Origin of the sequence: Cupriavidus oxalaticus (assembly GCF_004768545.1) — a bacterium.
Taxonomy (GTDB): Bacteria; Pseudomonadota; Gammaproteobacteria; order Burkholderiales; family Burkholderiaceae; genus Cupriavidus; species Cupriavidus oxalaticus_A.
In genome coordinates, this window is record NZ_CP038635.1 from 3658989 (window position 1) to 3676670 (window position 17682).

General features: G+C 69.4%; 14 protein-coding genes. 12 read left to right on the plus strand and 2 right to left on the minus strand.

Features of this window, described 5'->3' with window-relative positions; genetic code table 11:
• Positions 1 to 78 precede the first annotated feature (78 nt).
• The 11 genes from E0W60_RS27750 to E0W60_RS27800 all read left to right on the plus strand — a co-directional run bounded on the left by E0W60_RS27750 (position 79) and on the right by E0W60_RS27800 (position 14091).
• Positions 79 to 717 (plus strand): MOSC domain-containing protein, encoded by a 639-nt coding sequence (locus E0W60_RS27750; RefSeq protein ID WP_135706173.1) that lies wholly within the window; start codon positions 79 to 81, stop codon positions 715 to 717.
• 262 nt (positions 718 to 979) lie between these two features.
• A complete protein-coding gene (locus E0W60_RS27755) occupies positions 980 to 2242 on the plus strand; it encodes an efflux RND transporter periplasmic adaptor subunit (RefSeq protein WP_135706174.1) in 1263 nt (420 codons plus the stop codon).
• A gap of 3 nt (positions 2243 to 2245) precedes the next feature.
• Positions 2246 to 5443 carry an efflux RND transporter permease subunit gene (locus E0W60_RS27760; RefSeq protein WP_135706175.1) on the plus strand — a complete coding sequence of 1066 codons (3198 nt, stop codon included), beginning with the start codon at positions 2246 to 2248 and terminating at the stop codon, positions 5441 to 5443.
• 56 nt (positions 5444 to 5499) lie between these two features.
• A complete protein-coding gene (locus E0W60_RS27765) occupies positions 5500 to 6336 on the plus strand; it encodes a ChaN family lipoprotein (RefSeq protein WP_135706176.1) in 837 nt (278 codons plus the stop codon).
• Between the two features lie 377 nt (positions 6337 to 6713).
• Entirely contained in the window at positions 6714 to 7682 is a 969-nt protein-coding gene (locus tag E0W60_RS27770) for a Bug family tripartite tricarboxylate transporter substrate binding protein (protein WP_029046453.1), read from the plus strand.
• Between the two features lie 271 nt (positions 7683 to 7953).
• Positions 7954 to 8427 (plus strand): tripartite tricarboxylate transporter TctB family protein, encoded by a 474-nt coding sequence (locus E0W60_RS27775; RefSeq protein ID WP_135706177.1) that lies wholly within the window; start codon positions 7954 to 7956, stop codon positions 8425 to 8427.
• Between the two features lie 28 nt (positions 8428 to 8455).
• A complete protein-coding gene (locus tag E0W60_RS27780; protein ID WP_133096613.1) occupies positions 8456 to 9970 on the plus strand; it encodes a tripartite tricarboxylate transporter permease in 1515 nt (504 codons plus the stop codon).
• A 114-nt stretch (positions 9971 to 10084) separates the two neighbouring features.
• Positions 10085 to 11143: an AbrB family transcriptional regulator gene (locus E0W60_RS27785; protein WP_135706178.1), complete on the plus strand. Its 1059-nt coding sequence runs from the start codon at positions 10085 to 10087 to the stop codon at positions 11141 to 11143.
• Between the two features lie 60 nt (positions 11144 to 11203).
• Positions 11204 to 11626, plus strand: coding sequence for a PaaI family thioesterase (locus E0W60_RS27790; RefSeq protein ID WP_116320087.1), 423 nt, complete (start codon positions 11204 to 11206; stop codon positions 11624 to 11626).
• Complete coding sequence (locus tag E0W60_RS27795; RefSeq protein ID WP_135706179.1) at positions 11626 to 12543, plus strand: patatin-like phospholipase family protein; 918 nt, start codon at positions 11626 to 11628, stop codon at positions 12541 to 12543. Before E0W60_RS27790 ends, E0W60_RS27795 begins: the two co-directional genes overlap by 1 nt.
• Positions 12544 to 12609: 66 nt before the next feature.
• Positions 12610 to 14091 (plus strand): dihydrolipoyl dehydrogenase family protein, encoded by a 1482-nt coding sequence (locus E0W60_RS27800; RefSeq protein ID WP_135706180.1) that lies wholly within the window; start codon positions 12610 to 12612, stop codon positions 14089 to 14091.
• Between the two features lie 23 nt (positions 14092 to 14114).
• Here the strand turns inward: E0W60_RS27800 and E0W60_RS27805 are convergent, their stop codons facing one another.
• Positions 14115 to 15578, minus strand: coding sequence for a sensor histidine kinase (locus E0W60_RS27805; RefSeq protein WP_135706181.1), 1464 nt, complete (start codon positions 15576 to 15578; stop codon positions 14115 to 14117).
• A gap of 28 nt (positions 15579 to 15606) precedes the next feature.
• Positions 15607 to 16281 carry a response regulator gene (locus E0W60_RS27810; protein ID WP_063239986.1) on the minus strand — a complete coding sequence of 225 codons (675 nt, stop codon included), beginning with the start codon at positions 16279 to 16281 and terminating at the stop codon, positions 15607 to 15609.
• A gap of 316 nt (positions 16282 to 16597) precedes the next feature.
• Between E0W60_RS27810 and E0W60_RS27815 the strand changes: the two genes are divergently transcribed.
• The gene (locus E0W60_RS27815) at positions 16598 to 17659 is read left to right on the plus strand and encodes an ABC transporter substrate-binding protein (protein ID WP_205751643.1); all 1062 of its coding nucleotides are present in this window, start codon (positions 16598 to 16600) and stop codon (positions 17657 to 17659) included.
• The last annotated feature ends 23 nt before the right edge of the window (positions 17660 to 17682 follow it).

A 17682-nucleotide genomic window follows, 5' to 3' on the forward strand; every position in this document is an offset into this window, starting at 1 on the left:
GTGTTATCCGCCCCCTTATCCTCAGGGATATCCGCAGCTTATCCACATCTCTTTCCACAACCACAAGCGGGGGCGCACGTGAGCGATTCCGGACGCTGGCAAGGCAATGCACGCGTGCTGGCCGTGAGCCTTGGCAAGGCGATCCCGCTGGTCGTGGCCGGCGCAGGCACCGAGGCGGTGGTGCTGTCCGGCATCCGCAAGCATCCCGTCAGCACCCTGCTGCACCCGCTCTCGGTGCAGGTGCGGCCGCTGGGCATGGCCGGCGACGAGCAGGCCGACCTGACCGTCCACGGCGGCCGGGACAAGGCGGTCTACGCCTATCCGTCCGAGCACTACCCCTGGTGGAATGCGCGCCGGCGCGCTTGCGGGCAACCCGAATCGGCACAGCCGCTGCCGTTCGGCGCTCTGGGCGAGAACCTGAGCCTGGAAGGCCTGCTGGAGTCCGACCTGTGGATCGGCGACCTGGTGCGCGCCGGGACGGCGCTGCTGCGGGTGGAGGCGCCGCGCCGGCCCTGCTACAAGTTCAATGCCGCGCTCGGCTACCGCCACGCGGTGCGCGACATGGTGCAGAGCGGGTATTCGGGCGTCTACCTGAGCGTGCTGGTGACCGGCCAGGTTCGCGCCGGCGACGCCATCATTGTGCAGCCGGGGCCACGCGAACTGTCGATCGACAGCGTTAACCAGTGGCGTCGTGACAGCCGGCGGCAGCTTTTCTGATAATGTTTGTCTAACGATACAAGCGCCTCGCCAACTTCATTTCCGGTTTCCTCCGTGGTCCGGAGGGCGCTTGCCGGCGCCCGTCTTCCCGATACCGCCTTACACCCCTGTAACGGACTGTAATACGCGACGCTGGCTCCGGCCGGCGAAGCGCGGTACTAGTAGAGTCTTTGCGCAGCACGCGCCGGCGACATTCGATCACAACAAGCCGGCGCGGATCACGGGGAGTAGCGCAAGACGCGGTGCAGAGGGTCCACACAACATGAAAACTGACAGGATCGACCAGCCCAAGGGGTTCGTCGACAGCAACTGGAGTGCGGCCGCGGGAACCGGGCGCGGCCGGGTTTCGCCGTGGGTACTGGTCTTGGCAGTGCTGGTGCTGGGCGGGCTGGGCTGGTTTGCCTGGCGCACGTGGCTGGCGCCCAAGCCGGCGCCCAAGCCGCCCGCCGCGGCGGTGGTCACCACCGCGCTGGTGCAGCAGGGTGACGTGCCGCTGCAGGTCACGGCCAACGGCAATGTCACCGCGCTGTCCACGGTCGAGGTGCGGCCGCAGGTGTCCAGCACGGTGCGCACGGTCCATATCAAGGAAGGCCAGACGGTCAAGCCGGGCGACCTGCTGTTCTCGCTCGACACGCGCATGGACGAGGCCAACCTGGCCAAGGCCCAGGCGCAGCTGCTGAAGGACCAGGCCGACCTGGCCGACGCCCGCCGCACGCTGGCGCGCAGCAAGGAACTGCTCGAGCGCAACTTCATTTCCAGGAGCGCAGTCGATACCGCGCAGGCCAGGGTCGATGGCTCCGAAGCCACCGTGCGCGCCGACCAGGCCGCCATCGAGGCCAGCCGCGTGGCGATCAGCTATGGCTCGATCCGCGCCACCATCAGTGGCCGCACCGGCGTGATCAACGCCTTCCCGGGCTCGCTGGTGCTGCCTACCGGCGCCGTGCCGATGGTCACCATCGCGCAGGTGCAGCCGATCGCAGTGACCTTCAGCCTGCCCGAGCGCCAGCTGGCGGCGCTGCGCGAGGCGCTGCAGGCCGGCCCGGTACAGGTCATCGCCCAGCCCAACGACGGCAGCAAGACCCCGGTGACCGGCAAGATCACCTTCGTGGACAACACGGTCGATCCGCAGTACGGCACCATTCGCGTCAAGGCCCAGTTCGGCAACGAAGAGCAGCGGCTGTGGCCGGGCACCTACGCCAACGTCAGCGCGGTGGTGCAGACGCTCAAGGGCGCGCTGTCGGTGCCGCCGCAGGCGGTGGTGACCGGCCCCGAAGGGCGCTTTGTCTACGTGGTGCAGCCCGACAGCAAGGTCGCGCGCGTGCCGGTGCAGGTGATCACCACCACCGCCGCCGCGGCCGTGGTGGAAGGCGTGCAGCCCGGCGCCCGCGTGGTGGTGGAAGGCACGCAGAACCTGCGCCCGGGCGCGCTGGTGCGCGAGGCGCCGGCCGGCGCCGCCTCCGGTGCGGCCGCCGCGCGGCCAGCCAGTGCCGCGAACGTTGCCGCCAATGCCGCCGCGGGGCACTGAGCCATGACGCTGTCCGAACTCTGCATCCGCCGTCCGGTGATGACGGTGCTGCTGTGCCTGGCCGTGGTCGTCACCGGCATCGTGCTGTACCCGACCATCCCGATCGCCGCGCTGCCCAGCTTCAACTCGCCGGTGATCCAGGTCACCGCGACGCTGCCGGGCGCGAGCCCGGAAACCATGGCGGCTTCGGTGGCGACGCAGCTGGAAAAGCAGTTCGCCACCATCCCCGGTGTGTCGGTGATCAGCTCGTCGAACACGCTCGGCAACTCCAGCATCACCATCGAATTCAACAGCGACCGCGATATCGACGACGCGGCCGTGGACGTGCAGGCGGCCCTGTTCCGCGCGCAGCGTTCGCTGCCGATCGAGATGACGACGCCGCCGTCGTACCGCAAGGTCAACCCGGCCGACGCGCCGGTGCTGCTGCTGGCGATCAACTCGCCGGCGATGAGCCTGGCGGACCTGAATGCCTTCGGCGACAACCTGATCTCGCCCACGCTGGCCACGCTGCCGGGCGTGGCGCAGGTGCAGATCTTCGGGCAGAAGCGCTTTGCCGTGCGCGTGCGCGCGCACCCGGATGCGCTGGCAGCGCGCGGCCTGACGCTGGACGAGCTGGCCACCGCGCTGAACCGCGCCAACGCCAACACCCCCGTGGGCACGCTCGACAGCGCGCGCCAGACGCTGACCATCCAGGCCAACCGGCAGATGACCAATGCGGATGCCTTCCGCAACATCATCGTCGCCAGCCAGCCCAACGGCGCGCTGGTGCGGCTGTCCGACGTGGCCGAGGTCGAGGACAGCGTCGAGACCATCAAGACCGGCAGCTGGCTTAACAACGAGCGCTCGATCGTGCTGGCCGTGCTGCGCCAGCCCGACGCCAACACCGTGGCGGTGGTCGATGCGATCCAGGCCGCCCTGCCCCGCCTGATCGGGCAGATGCCGGGCTCGGTCAACGTGGCGGTGGTCAACGACCGCTCGCGCTCGATCCGCGAATCGATCCACGACGTGCAGTTCACGCTGGCGCTGACGGTGGCGCTGGTGGTGATGGTGATCTTCCTGTTCCTGCGCCGCGCCGCCGCCACGCTGATCCCCACCGTGTCGCTGCCGATCTCGCTGATCGGCACGGTGGCGCTGATGAAGGCGTTCGGCTACAGCCTGGACAACGTCTCGCTGCTGGCCATCACGCTGGCGGTGGGGCTGGTGGTGGACGACGCCATCGTCATGCTCGAGAACATCGTGCGCCATATCGAGGAAGGCGTGCCGCCGCTGAAGGCCGCGCTGGTGGGCTCGCGCGAGATGGGCTTCACCATCCTGTCGATCTCGATCTCGCTGGTGGCGGTGTTTATCCCGATCTTCTTCATGCCCGGCGTGATCGGGCTGCTGTTCCACGAGTTCGCCGCGGTGGTGTCGCTGTCGATCCTGGTGTCGGCAGCGGTGTCGCTGACGCTGATCCCGATGCTGTGCGCGCGTTTCCTGTCGGCCGAAAACGTGCCGGTCGACGAGTCGCACCACGCTTATGGCGACCACGCGTTGGCGCAGCCTGCCGTGCCACAGAGGCAGACCATCGGCATGCGCTCCACGCAGTGGTTCGAGAACCTGTTCGAGTTCACGCTGCACCGTTATGCGCGCGGACTGGACTGGTGCCTGGCGCACCGGCGCACGGTGCTGGTGGCGGCGGGTCTGACCTTCGTGCTGACCGCGGTGCTGTTCGTCACGATCCCCAAGGGCTTCTTCCCGGAGGAAGACATCGGCCAGATCCGCGTCAATGCCGAAGGGCCGCAGGACATTTCCTTTGATGCCATGTCCGAGCGCCTGCGCGATGCGGCCGAGCGCATGCGCGCCAACCCCGCGGTCAAGAGCATCGTGGTGGCGATCGGCGGCGGCCCGTCGCCGGCCATCAACACCGGGCGCATGTTCGTCGAGCTCAAGCCGCGCGGCGAGCGCAACGCGATGCCCAAGGTGATCGAGTCGCTGCGCCGCGACGTGGCCGGCGTGCCCGGGCTGGCGGTGTATTTCGCGCCGGTGCAGAACCTGCAGCTCGGCGGGCGCCAGAGCAAGAGCCGCTACCAGTACACGCTGCAAAGCGTGAAGGCCGGCCAGCTGCAGGACTACTCCGACAAGCTGATGGCGAAGATGCGCGCCGACAGCCTGTTCCGCGATGTCACCAGCGACTCGCAGCAGTCGGGCCTGGAGGCGCACCTGTCGATCGACCGCGACAAGGCCAACGCGCTCGGCGTGCAGATGCAGGACGTGCGCACCGCGCTGTATTCGGCGTTCGGCGAGCGGCAGGTGTCGACCATCTACACGCCGATCGACAACTACTACGTGATCCTGCAGGCGGCCGACCTCGACCGCGTCGACGAGACCGCGTTCGCCAAGCTCTACGTGCGCAGCAAGACCGGCCAGATGGTGCCGCTGTCGGCGTTCGCCACCACCGAGCGCCGCGTCGGCCCGATCGCGGTCAACCACCAGGGGCAGCTGCCGTCGGTGACGGTGTCGTTCAACCTTGCGCCGGGCGCGGCGCTGGGCGACGCGTCGGCGCGCATCGACCGCTACAAGCAGGAGATCGCGATGCCGACGTCCATCTTCACCAGCTGGGGCGGCGACGCGGCGGTGTTCCAGTCATCGCAGGCCACGCAGATCGTGCTGCTGGTGGCGGCCATCGCGGTGATCTACACGCTGCTGGGCGTGCTGTACGAGAGCTACATCCACCCGCTGACCATCCTGGCGGGACTGCCGTCGGCCGCGGTCGGCGCGCTGCTGACGCTCTTTGTCTTCAATATCGAGCTGTCGCTGATCGCGGTCATCGGCGTGCTGATGCTGATCGGCATCGTCAAGAAGAACGCGATCATGATGATCGACTTCGCGCTGGCGGCGCAGCGCGAGCAAGGCATGACGCCGGCCAGGGCAATCCGGCAGGCATGCCTGCTGCGCTTCCGTCCGATCATGATGACTACCTTCGCCGCGGTGATGGGCGCGCTGCCGCTGGCGCTGGGCCTCGGCGCCGGCGCCGAGTTGCGCCAGCCGCTGGGCCTGGCGGTGGTCGGCGGGCTGCTGTTCTCGCAGGTGATTACGCTGTTCATCACGCCGGTGATCTACCTGGCGCTGGACAGGTTCTCGGGCACGGGGCCGCTGCAGATCGACTCGGAAGGCAACAAGCTGCCGGAGAAGGTGCCTGGGGAGACGGTGCGGCAGCACTGAGGGCGCTAGCCGGATCCATGCTAACGAACGAAACAAGAAAAAAAGGAAGCCGCGTGATGTCATTCCGCTTGCGCGTTCCGACCATGCTGGCCGCAGCTGCCGCCTTGCTGACCGCAGGCTGTGCTGCCTCGGGCCCCTCGCCGGCTGCCGTCAGCGCCGGCTTTGCCGGCAAGCCCTACGTGCTGCTGGGCGAGGTCCATGACAATGCCGCCGGACAGCAGCAGCGGCTGGCCGCGCTGACGCGCGCGGTCGAGCAGGGCTGGCGTCCGGCCATCGCCATGGAGCAGTTCGACCGCGAACGGCAGCCCGATATCGACCGTGCCCGCAAGGAGCGGCCCAAGGATGCCGACTACCTGATCGCGCAGGCCGGCGGTGGTGCCTGGCAGTGGCCGCTGTACCGGCCGGTGGTGGCGCTGGCGCTGCAGTACGACCTGCCGCTGGTCGCGGCTAACCTGTCGCGCGCGGATGCGGGGAAGATCGTGCGCGGTGGGCTGGACGGGCTGTTCCCGGCGCACGAGCGGGAGAAGCTTGGCCTGACGGGAGAGTTGCCGCCTGACCTGGTGGCGGCGCAGACCGCTGTGCTTGACCGCGGGCACTGCGGCAATTTCCCCAAGGCAATGCTGCCCGGCATGCTGGCGGCACAGGCGGCGCGCGACGCGGTGATGGCGCGGGCGCTGCGGCCTTACGCGCAGCGCGGCGCGGTGCTGATTGCGGGCAACGGGCATGTGCGGCGCGACGTGGGGGTGCCGCGCTGGCTTACTGGCGAGGCCGGCAAGGTTGTCAGCGTGGGCTACGTGGAGAGCGCGGCGGCGGACGGCGAGTTCGACATGGCGGTGGTGGTGCCGGCGGTGGCGCGCAAGGATCCTTGCTTGCAGGCGGTGCCTGCAGGGTGAGCGCTATTGAGCTATTGCAGGCCCGCAGTCCCCGGATGCGCGGGCCCTCTCCCGCCCGTCCACATGCCAATCCCCCGCCATCCACGTAAACCCCAACCCCTTCCCACCACTTTTGACAGCCTTTTGACAGTTTCCCCCGCCTAGAATCCGCCCCATGACCGCTAACCCCGGTCTGATGTTCACCAATAATCCAAGAACAGTCCCGGCCACGCCCCGCTGCGCCCGGACAGGAGACAAGCCCGGCAGCGCCCCGTGCGCCGCCGGCAAGCCGTGTCCCAGTCCCCAGCAACGCTCAGGCTGCCCGCCGGAACCCCCGGGTCGGATCGCGGCCAGCCAGTGACTGGCAAGCGATCACCGGTACAACCAAGGAGACCGCTATGCGCCGTTCGATTTCCCGTTTTGCCCATGCCGCGCTGGCATCGGCCGCCGTTGCCGCCACCGTCGTTGCCGCGCCCGCCTACGCGCTGGACAGCGTCAAGGTCATGATCGGCGCCAACCCCGGCGGCGGCTATGACCAGACCGGCCGCTCGCTGGGCGCCGCGATGATCGCAGCCGGCCAGGCCAAGACCGCTTCGTACGACAACAAGGGCGGCGCCGGCGGCACCATCGCGCTGACGCAGTTCGTCAACACCGACAAGGGCAACCCCAACGCGCTGATGGTGGTGGGTGCCGTGATGGTCGGCGCGATCGAGACCAACAAGCCGCCGGTCACGCTGAAGAACGCCACGCCGATCGCGCGCCTGTTCGCCGACACCATGGTCATCACCGTGCCGGCCAGCTCGCCGATCAAGTCGATCAAGGACCTGACCACGCAGCTCAAGGCCAACCCGGGCAGCGTCAGCTGGGGCGGCGGCTCCAAGGGTTCGATCGACCATATCCTGGCCGGCCTGGTCGCCAAGGAGAGCGGTGTCGATCCCAAGAAGATCAACTACGTGCCGTTCCAGGGCGGCGGCGAAGCCTCGGCCTCTATCATGGGCGGCCACGTGACGGTGGGCATCGCCGGCGTGTCGGAATTCCTGCCCTTCATCAAGAGCGGCAAGATGCGCGCGCTGGCCGTGACCTCCAAGGACCGCACCGCCGACATCCCGACGCTGAAGGAGCAGGGCGTCAACGTCGAGATCTACAACTGGCGCGGCGTGTATGGCGCGCCCGGCACCACGCCCGAGCAGCGCAAGGCCATGATCGATGCGGTGGTCAAGGCCACCGAGAGCAAGGCCTGGAAGGACACGCTGCAGAAGAACGACTGGACCCCGTTCCTGCTGACCGGCGATGAGTTCGGCAAGTTTGTCGACAGCGAATCGACCCGCCTGGGCGGCACGCTGCGCGAGCTGGGCGTCGCCAAGTAAAGCCCGCTGCCGCGCCAAGCCGGCGCGGCCTGTGAACCCCCCCCCGTTACCGCATCAGAAAACCGCATCAAACCGCTTTACCTGTCGTGCCTGCCAACACCGCCGGCGATCCCGGCGGCAGGAAAACGGCATGGGGCCCGGTGTCCACCTGCGATACCGAAGACAACAACCATATGTCGCCGGGCCTCATTGCCGCGCGGGCCGCAAGCTTAGCTAAGCCAGCGTCGCGGACGCCAGCCCCCTTGCTGGCGACAAAGGCCAAGGAGTCTCCATGAAACCCTCGCACGTTGCCATCGGCGTTGCCGTCCTGGCGCTTTCGCTGTTCTTCTTTCTCGGCCTGTCGGGCATTACCGGCGAAGAGGGCTATGCCGGCCTGTCGCCGCGCTTCGTGCCCACGCTGGTGGCCGTCGGGCTGGCGGTGTGCGGCGCGCTGCTGACGTGGCAGGGCGTGCGCGGCGGCTTCCACAACATGCCGGAGGAAGATGCCGAACTGCCCAGCGCGCCGCACAACTTCAAGGGCTTCCTGTGGGTGGCCGCCGGCCTGGTGCTGAACATGGCGCTGATCGGCACGCTCGGCTTCGTGTTTTCTTCCACGCTGCTGATGATGTGCGTGGCGCGCGGCTACGGCAGCCGCCGCATCGTGCGCGACCTGATCGTGGGCCTGTGCATCACGGTGCCGATGTGGGCGCTGTTTGAATTCCTGCTCGGCATCAACCTGCCGCTGCTCCCCATCGCCGGCTTCTGAGCCCGCCCGTCCAGCAAGGAGTCTTCGAATGGAAACGCTGAACATGCTGATGCACGGCTTTGCCGTCGCGATCACGCCGATCAACCTGATGTGGGCGCTGGTGGGCTGCTTCCTGGGCACCGCCATCGGCGTGCTGCCGGGCATCGGCCCCGCGCTGACGGTGGCGATGCTGCTGCCGCTGACCGCCAAGGTCGAACCCACCGCCGCGCTGATCATGTTCGCCGGCATCTACTACGGCGCGATGTACGGCGGCTCGACCACGTCGATCCTGATGAACACGCCGGGCGAATCGTCCACCATGGTCACGGCCATGGAAGGCAACCTGATGGCCAAGAACGGCCGCGCCGGCCCGGCGCTGGCGACCGCGGCGATCGGCTCGTTCGTGGCCGGCACCATCGCCACCGTGATGCTGTCGCTGTTCGCGCCGGTGGCGGCCGACGTGGCGCTGCAGTTCGGCCCGGGCGAGTACTTCATGATCATGCTGCTGGCCTTCACCACGGTTTCCGCGGTGCTGGGCTCGTCGCTGCTGCGCGGCATGACGGCGCTGTTCCTGGGCCTGGGCATCGGGCTGATCGGCATGGATTCGCTGTCGGGCCAGACCCGCTACTCGATGAACGTGCAGGAGCTGTATGACGGCATCGACATCGTGGTGGTGGCCGTCGGCCTGTTCGCCGTGGGCGAGGCCCTGTTCAATGCGTTCTTCCCGCAGCCGGACGGCACCTTCAACAAACTCAGCTCGGTCCACATGAACAAGTCGGACTGGAAGCGTTCGCTGCCGGCGTGGATCCGCGGCACGTTTATCGGCTTCCCGTTCGGCCTGATCCCCGCGGGCGGCGCCGAGATCCCGACCTTCCTGTCGTATGCGACCGAGAAGAAGCTGTCGGACCACAAGGAAGAGTTCGGCAAGGTCGGTGCGATCGAAGGCGTGGCCGGCCCGGAAGCGGCCAACAACTCGGCCGTGACCGCGACGCTGGCCCCGCTGCTGACGCTGGGCATCCCCACCTCGAACACCACCGCGATCCTGCTGGCCGCATTCCAGAACTACAACCTGCAGCCGGGCCCGATGCTGTTCCAGACCTCGGGCGACCTGGTGTGGGGCCTGCTGGCGTCGCTGTATATCGGCAACGTCATGCTGCTGGTGCTGAACCTGCCGGCGATCGGCCTGTGGGTGCGCATGCTGCGCGTGCCGACGCCGCTGCTGTACGGCGGCATCCTGATCTTCGCGGGCCTGGGTGCGTACGGCATCCGCCAGTCGTGGTTCGACCTGCTGTTGCTGTTCGTGGTCGGCCTGCTCGGCATGGTGATGCGCCGCTTCGACTTCCCGACCGCGCCGGTGATCGTTGGCATGATCCTGGGACCGATGGCGGAGAAGCAGCTGCGCAATGCGCTGTCGATCGGCCAGGGCGACTGGAGCCTGTTCGTGCGCCAGCCGATCTCGGCCACCATCCTGGCGCTGACCGTGGCGGTGGTGGTGATCCCGCGCCTGCTGCGCTGGCATGCCGCGCGCGGCTCGGCGCATGCGCAGGCTGACAACGCGGCATGATGCGCGTTAGCATGCGGTAGTTTCCGGGGCCCGGCGCCATGGCGTGCGGGCCCTTTGCATTTCCATCCCCTTAAAACAACAAGCGCCGGCGCCTGCGCGCCAGGCTGCTGACCGATGAGTCTCGCCGCCAACCGCTGGCTGTCCGCGGTGCCCACGCTGGCACTCGGGCTGGCCGCCGCCCTGCTCTGCACCGTCCTGCATACCCCGCTGCCGTGGATGATCGGCCCGCTGCTGGCCGTCGCCTCGGCACGCATGTGGGGCGCCGACCTGCGCGCGCCGTCGCAGGCGCGCAATGCCGGGCAGTGGGTGATCGGCGCCTCGCTCGGGCTGTATTTCACGCCCGACGTGGTGGCGCGGCTGGTGGAGTTCCTGCCGTACATCGTCGCCGGTTCGCTGTTCGCGCTGGCGATGGGCGCGGGCGGCGCGCTGATGCTGCGCCGGACCACCGGGGTCGCCTTCAAGACCGCCTACTTTTCCACAGCCATCGGCGGCGCTTCCGAGATGGCCAACCTGGCCGAGCGCAACGGCGCGCGCATCGACCAGGTCGCGGCGGCGCATTCGCTGCGGGTGCTGATGGTGGTGGTGACGGTGCCGGCGATCTTCCAGTACGGCGGCATCCATGGGCTTGACACGTACATCCCCGGGCCGCGCGTGGTCAGCGCGCCGGGCTTGCTGGCGCTGGTGGCAATCACGCTGGGCGTGGCGCTGCTGGTCAGGCGCCTGAACATGCCCAACCCGTTCGTGATCGGCACGCTGCTGGCGGCCGCGGTGCTGACGGCATCGGGCATCGAGCTGTCGGCGATCCCGGCCTGGATGAGCCGCGCCGGCCAGCTGCTGATCGGGGTGTCGCTGGGCGTGCGCTTTTCGCGCGAGTTCCTGCACACCGCGCCGCGCTTCCTGTCGGGCGTGGCGCTGTACACGGTGCTGGCGCTGGTGGTGTCGGCGCTGTTCGGCTGGGCGCTGGCTGCGCTGTCGGGCGCGCACCCGGCCACCATGATCCTGGCCTCCACGCCCGGCGGCATTGCCGAGATGTGCATCACCGCCAAGGTGCTGGAGCTGGGCGTGCCGCTGGTGACGGCCTTCCATGTGATCCGGATGGCCTTCGTGGTGCTTGCCACCGGCCCCCTGTATCATTGCCTGAAGCATCGCGTCGCGCCGGGGGAGACAGCGTAAGGTCGGCCACGGTCGGCCACGGGTGCGGCCAGGAACATGGATACAAGAACGAGGACCGCCATGTCTGAAGCATCACCGCAACTTGCCCTTGCCGACATCGACGCCACGCTGGAGCGCGTGCTGGCGCCGTGGGTGCGCCAGCTCGGCCTGCGGGCCGAAGCCGTCGATGCAAAAGGCGTAACGCTGCGCCTGCCTTTCAACGAATCATTTCGCCACGCGGGTGGCGTGGTCTGCGGCCAGGTGCTGATGTCGGCGGCCGATACCGCCATGATCGTTGCCGTCGCGAGTGCGCTCGGCGGCTTCCGCCCGATGACCACGGTCTCGCTCACCACCAACTTCATGCGTCCCGTGATCGACGGCGACGTGCTGGTGCGCGCCAACGTGCTGCGCCTGGGCAAGACCGTGGTGTTCGGCGAGATCGAGCTGACCGGCACCGACGGCAAGCTCGCGGTGCAGGCCACCACCACCTACGCGCTGCTCTGATGCCAGCCAGCGCGGGCACCAGTCCCGCCCATCCCGCCAATCCCTTCGACCAGGTCGTCTTTGCCGGCGGCGGCAACCGCTGCTGGTGGCAGGCGGGCTGGTGGGACATGGTCGCGCCCGAACTGCAGCTGCGTCCGCGGGTGATCGCGGCCATCTCGGCCGGCGCGGCCACCGCGTGCATGGTCTATGCGCATGACTCGCACCAGACCATGGATTACTACCGCGAGGTGCTGTCCAACAACCGCCGCAATGCCTACTGGGGCAACCTGCTGCGCAACGAGCGCGTGTTTCCCCACTACGGTATCTACCGCACCGCGCTGCTGACGATCTTTGCCGACGGCCGCCTGGCGCAGCTTCTACAGGCGCCCGAGATCCGCATCGGCGTGGCGCATATCCCGCGCTGGAGCGGTCCGCGGCTGGCGGTGGCCGCAGGCCTGCTGGCCTACAACATCGACAAGCATGTGCTCAAGACGCTGCACCCGCGGCTGGGGCGCAAGCTTGGCTTCCGGCCCGAGTTCGTGCGCGCGCAGGACTGCGCCTCGCCTGAGCAGCTGGCCGACCTGCTGCTGCAGTCGGCGTCGACGCCGCCGTTCACGCCGGTGCTGCGCCGCGACGGCCGGCCGGTGCTCGACGGCGGCCTTGTGGATAACGTACCGGTCGATGCGCTCGACACCGCGCCGGGCAATGTGCTGGTGCTGGTGACGCGGCTCTATCCGCGCCCGCGCCGTTTCGTCATCGAGCAAGGCGGCCAGCGCCGCCTGTACCTGCAGCCCTCGGAGCGCGTGCCGATCTCGAGCTGGGACTACACCCGGCCCGATGCCATGACGCACGCCTACGAACTCGGCCGCCGCGACGGGGAAACTTTCCTGCGCGAGTGGCCGTCGATCCTGAATACCGAACTGCGGCCGGCCGCCTAGCTTCGTGTTGTGGCACCGGCCCGATCGATTGTCGATGCGGCCCGCGTGCCGCGACAGGAGGCATGGATGACCGAGCGCAAGACAACCCCCACCGCAACGCAGGGGACCAACGAACCGAGGCGTGCCCGCCAGGTCAGCGCTGCGCCACCCGTCGAGCGCGTCCCGCGCGCCCGCGGCCAGGGAGGCAAGCGCCGCAACGGCAAGGCGCGCGACGCCGACCTGGTGGTGATCGGCGGCGGCTCCGGCGGCGTGGCCTGCGCGCGGCGCGCGGCGGCGCACGGTGCGCGCGTTATCCTGGTCGAGCGCGATGCCATCGGCGGCACCTGCGTCAACCGCGGCTGCGTACCGAAGAAGATGCTGTCGTATGGCGCCTCGTGGGCAGCGATCCTGTCGGGCTGCCTGTCGCACACCGGCGGGCACGAGGACTGGCGCGACGCGATCGTGCGCGTCAATGCCGAGGTGGCGCGGCTGAACGCGGGCTACACCCAGCGCCTGCATGAATCCGGCGTGGAGATACTGCGTGGCGACGCGCGCGTCACCGCGCCCGATGAAGTCCGCGTCGGCGACGAGACCATCCATGCGCGCCGCATCCTGATCGCCACCGGCGCGCGCCCGCGCCCGCTGGACGTGCCCGGCGGCGAACTGGCGGCCAGCTCCGACGATGTCTTTACCTGGCAGACCGTGCCCGCCTCGGTCGCGGTGATCGGCGGCGGCTATATCGGCGTGGAGCTGGCATCGATCCTGTCGCGCTATGGCGTCAAGGTCGACCTGATCGTCGCCGGCGACCGGCTGCTGCGGCATTTCGACCATGAGATCGGCGCTGCGCTGGCCGAGGCGCTGACGGCGCGCGGCGTGCGCCTGCATCTGAATGCCGAAGTCCACCTGCTCAGCCAGGCCAATGGCGCGGTGGAAGTCTGCTACCGCCCCACCGACCGCCCCGGCCAGACCGAGGCCGTGCGCGCGCAGGCCGCGCTGGCGGCGATCGGGCGCATCTCCAATGTGCAGGGGCTGGGGCTGGAAGAACTCGGCCTGGCCTTTGGCGACAAGGGCGGCATCCATGTCGACAAGCAGTACCGCAGCAGCGTGCGCAAGATCTATGCGGTCGGCGATGCCACCGACGGCTTGCACCTGACGCCGGTGGCGACCGCGCAGGGCCGCTGGCTGGCCGACCGGCTGTATGGCCGGCGCGGCGAGCGTGCCGACTTCGATTTCGTGCCCACCGCGGTGTTCAGCGAACCGGCCATCGGCGCAGTCGGCATGACCGAGGCGCAGGCGATTGCCGATGCCGGCAAGCCCGAGCGCATCCGCACCGTGGTCAAGCGCTTTGTCTCGCTGGAGAACCGCTTCGGCGGCACGGCGTACCAGAGCGTGTTCAAGCTGGTGCTGAACGCGCGCAGCGGGCGCGTGCTGGGGGTGCACCTGATGGACAACGCCGCGCCGGAGATCGTGCAGGCGCTGGCGGTGGCGCTGCGCCTGGGCGTGCGTGAATCGCACCTGCAGACCACGGTGCAGCTGCATCCGACGGTGGCGGAGGAGTTGTTCGGCTGAGCGCTATTGAGCGCTACTCGGGTTCAATCACCGACCGGCAGCTTCAGCACGGCGCGCACGCCAACGCCCTGCGCGCCGTCGCCCAGCTCCACCGTGCCGCCGAAGCGCGACGCCATCTCGCGCGAGATCGCCAGCCCGAGCCCCGAGCCGGGCTCGGCGTTGCCCACGCGGCGGTAGAAGCGCGCGAAGACCTTCTCGCGCTCTTCGGCCGGGATGCCCGGCCCGTCGTCTTCCACGACCAGGCAGGCCGTTTCGTCGTTGCGGCTTGCCGACAAGGTGATCCGGCTGCCGCGCGGCGAGTACTGGATCGCGTTGTGCACCAGGTTGGCCAGCGCCTCGCGCAGCAGGGCGGGATCGGCGCGCACCGGCAGCTTCAGCCCCGGCACCGGCTCCCAGCCGAAGTCCTGCTGCTTGCCGCGCGCCAGCGGCAGGTAGTCGAGCGCCACCTGCTCGGCCACGGCGACGGCGTCGATGATGTCGATGGCGTCGCTGGCCTCGCCCGGCTGTGCATTCTCGCCATGGTGCTGGCGTACCCGCGCCAGCGCCAGCAGCTGGTTGGTCAGCCGCGCGGCCTGCTCCAGCTGCGTGACGATGCCGCCCACGGCCTCGCCCGCGGCGCGGCGCGCGGCTTCCGGATCGGGGTCGCGCAGCTGGCGCTGGGCGTATTCGGCCTGCGTCTTCAGGATTGCCAGCGGCGTGCGCAGCTGGTGCGCGGCATCGGCGATGAACTGCGCCTGCGCCTGCGCCATTGCCGCCGAGCGCGACACGTGCAGGTTGACCGCGTCGACCAGCGGCCGCACCTCGGACGGCACGCGCTCGAAGGACAGCGGCGCGAGGTCGTCGGGCGAGCGCGCCTCGACGTCGTCGCGCACGCGCTTGAGCGGGCGCAGCACGTAAGTGACGCCGCCCACCAGGATCGCGGCGCTCAGCAGGATCAGCATCAGGTCGCGCGCCAGCGCGCTGCGCCACACCGTGGCGATCAGCGCGCTGCGCGGCTCGGCGGTCTCGGCAACCTGGATGATCACGCGCATGCGCGCATCGGGCCGGTACACGGGGCGCGCCATCACGCCGATGCGCACCGCTTCGCCCAGGTACTCGGTATCGTAGAAGCGCGGCTGGTTGTTGACGAGGTTGCCGGCGGGCAGCGGCAGGTCGTCGTAGCCGGTGATGGTCTCCACCTTGCCGGCGCGCTCCAGCGACACGCGGTAGTACACATGGGTCTGCGCCGCGCTCTCGAACATTTCCATGGCGGCGTCGGGCAGCGTGAGCTGGACGCTTTCGCCGGCCATGCCGATGGCGTTGTCGATGGTGCGGATCGAGCCGTACAGCGAGCGGTCGTAGGCCCGGTTGGCGGCGTCGCGCAGCGTGCCGTAGCTGAGCCAGGTGTCGATCGCCATCATCGCCGCCAGCGCCGGCACCAGCAGCAACAGCAGCTGGCGGCGCAGGCTGCCGCGCCGCCACAGCAGTATGGGATGGCGCGGACCCATGCGCATATTCCCTGCCATCCAGCGCATGTCAGCGCCCGGCCTCGGGCTCCAGCAGGTAGCCGAAGCCGCGCAGCGTGACGATGGTGACGCCGTGCCCGGCCAGCTTTTTGCGCAGCCGGTAGACCAGCACTTCGATCGCGTCGGGGGAGACGTCGGCGTCGAGCGAGAACACCTTGTCGAGCAGCTGCGCCTTGGTCAGCGGCTGGCCGCTGCGCGCCAGCAGCGCGCCCAGCAGCGTCGATTCGCGCGGCGTCAGCGCCAGCGGCTGGCCATCGAGCGTAAAGCTGCGCGTCTCGCCGTCGAACACCAGCGTGCCGCATTGCAGGCGCGGGTGCGCGCGGCCGCGGCTGCGGCGGATCAGCGCCAGCAGCCGCGCTTCCAGCTCGGCGATGGCGAAGGGCTTGGGCAGGTAGTCGTCGGCGCCGAGGTTGAGGCCGCGCACGCGTTCGTCGAGCGTGTCCTGCGCGGTCAGGATCAGCACCGGGGTGCGGTCGTCGCGCCCGCGCATCGACTTGAGCACGGCCAGCCCGTCCTTGCCGGGCAGGCGCAGGTCGAGCACGACCGCGTCGTATTCCTCGGCCTGCAGCCGTGCCTCGGCCTGCAGGCCGTCGGCGACGTGCTCGATCACGAAGCCGCCCTGCTCCAGTGCGCGGGCGACCCAGCGTGCCAGTTCGACTTCATCCTCCACCAGCAGGATGCGCATGCCGGTTCTCCTCCTCTGCCGGTTCTTGCATGGCGGCCCCGGCGCTATGGTGCGCCGGCCGCGGGCGCCTATAATAACCCCGCCCCGCCTGTCCCGGCGCGCCTGCTGCAGGGCCGCCCTCCAGTTCCCGATCACCGTGTCCAAGCGTCCGCCCCAGCAGTCCGCTTCCATGCCGCCCGCGGCGCATGGGTCGCCCGCCCTTCCCGCATCACGTCACGCATCACACCCGTCACCCGCCTCACCGCAGCGCCGCCGGCTGGCCGGTGCCGCGCTGCTTGCCGGGACTTCGCTGTCATTGCCGCTGCAGGCCCAGTCCATGCTGCCGGCGCCGCCGCCGGGCTATCCGTCGGGGTATGACGCCACCATCGCCCGCGCGCTGCGCGAAGGCGAGGTGGTGGTCTATGCCTCGACCGACCTGGAAGTGGCGCAGCCGCTGATCACGGCGTTCGAGACGCGCTATCCCGGCATCCGGGTGCGCTATGAAGACCTGAACACCGTCGACCTGAACCAGCGCTTCCTCGCCGAAACCGCCGCGCTGGGCAGCGGCCGCCCGGCGCCGGGCGCGCGCTATGCCGACGTGCTGTGGAGCACCGCCATGGACCTGCAGATCAAGCTGGTCAACGACGGCAACGCGCAGCGCTACGCCTCGCCGGAGCGCGCCGGCCTGCCCGGCTGGGCGGTTTGGCGCGACGAGGCCTGGGGCACCACCTTCGAGCCCGCGGTGATCGTCTACAACCGCCACCACTTCGCCGGCATGCGCGCGCCGCGCAGCCGCACCGGGCTGGCGCGGCTGCTGCAGGAGAACGCGCCGCGCTGGCGCGGCAAGGTGGTGACGTATGACGTGGAGCGCTCCGGCGTGGGCTACCTGCTGGCGCAGCAGGACGCGCGCATGGGCAGCGAGTTCTGGTACCTGGCGCAGGCGCTGGGGCGCGCCGGGGTGCAGCTGTCGTCGTCGACCGCGGAGATGGTCGAGCGCATCGCCAGCGGCGAGCTGGTGATGGGGTACAACCTGCTGGGTTCCTACGCGCTGTCGCTGATGGAGCGCGGCGCGGCGATCGACGTGATCGCGCCGCGCGACTACACGCTGGTGATGTCGCGGGTGGCGTTTATCGCCAGGCGCGCGCCGCGGCCCAATGCGGCGCGGCTGTGGCTGGATTTCCTGCTGTCGCGCGAGGGCCAGGCGCTGCTGGCCAAGTCGACCACGCAGCTCTATACCATCCGCACCGATACCGACAGCGTGCACACCGCCGCGGCGCTGTCGGAGCGCCTGGGCTACGCGCTCAAGCCGATCAGCGTGGGGCCGGGCCTGCTGGCCGCGCAGGACACCCTGCGCAAGCGCGCCTTCCTGGCGCGCTGGCACGAAGCGGTGCGCGGCTAGCACCCAGGCCGGTTTCGGGGAGC

Excerpts from the sequence above, each read along its gene's own strand:
- E0W60_RS27755 (WP_135706174.1), top strand. The coding sequence starts at position 980 with ATGAAAACTGACAGGATCGACCAGCCCAAGGGGTTCGTCGACAGCAAC.
- E0W60_RS27760 (WP_135706175.1), top strand. The coding sequence starts at position 2,246 with ATGACGCTGTCCGAACTCTGCATCCGCCGTCCGGTGATGACGGTGCTG.
- E0W60_RS27765 (WP_135706176.1), top strand. The coding sequence starts at position 5,500 with ATGTCATTCCGCTTGCGCGTTCCGACCATGCTGGCCGCAGCTGCCGCC.
- E0W60_RS27770 (WP_029046453.1), top strand. The coding sequence starts at position 6,714 with ATGCGCCGTTCGATTTCCCGTTTTGCCCATGCCGCGCTGGCATCGGCC.
- E0W60_RS27775 (WP_135706177.1), top strand. The coding sequence starts at position 7,954 with ATGAAACCCTCGCACGTTGCCATCGGCGTTGCCGTCCTGGCGCTTTCG.
- E0W60_RS27780 (WP_133096613.1), top strand. The coding sequence starts at position 8,456 with ATGGAAACGCTGAACATGCTGATGCACGGCTTTGCCGTCGCGATCACG.
- E0W60_RS27785 (WP_135706178.1), top strand. The coding sequence starts at position 10,085 with ATGAGTCTCGCCGCCAACCGCTGGCTGTCCGCGGTGCCCACGCTGGCA.
- E0W60_RS27790 (WP_116320087.1), top strand. The coding sequence starts at position 11,204 with ATGTCTGAAGCATCACCGCAACTTGCCCTTGCCGACATCGACGCCACG.
- E0W60_RS27795 (WP_135706179.1), top strand. The coding sequence starts at position 11,626 with ATGCCAGCCAGCGCGGGCACCAGTCCCGCCCATCCCGCCAATCCCTTC.
- E0W60_RS27800 (WP_135706180.1), top strand. The coding sequence starts at position 12,610 with ATGACCGAGCGCAAGACAACCCCCACCGCAACGCAGGGGACCAACGAA.
- E0W60_RS27805 (WP_135706181.1), bottom strand. The coding sequence starts at position 15,578 with ATGGGTCCGCGCCATCCCATACTGCTGTGGCGGCGCGGCAGCCTGCGC.
- E0W60_RS27810 (WP_063239986.1), bottom strand. The coding sequence starts at position 16,281 with ATGCGCATCCTGCTGGTGGAGGATGAAGTCGAACTGGCACGCTGGGTC.
- E0W60_RS27815 (WP_205751643.1), top strand. The coding sequence starts at position 16,598 with ATGCTGCCGGCGCCGCCGCCGGGCTATCCGTCGGGGTATGACGCCACC.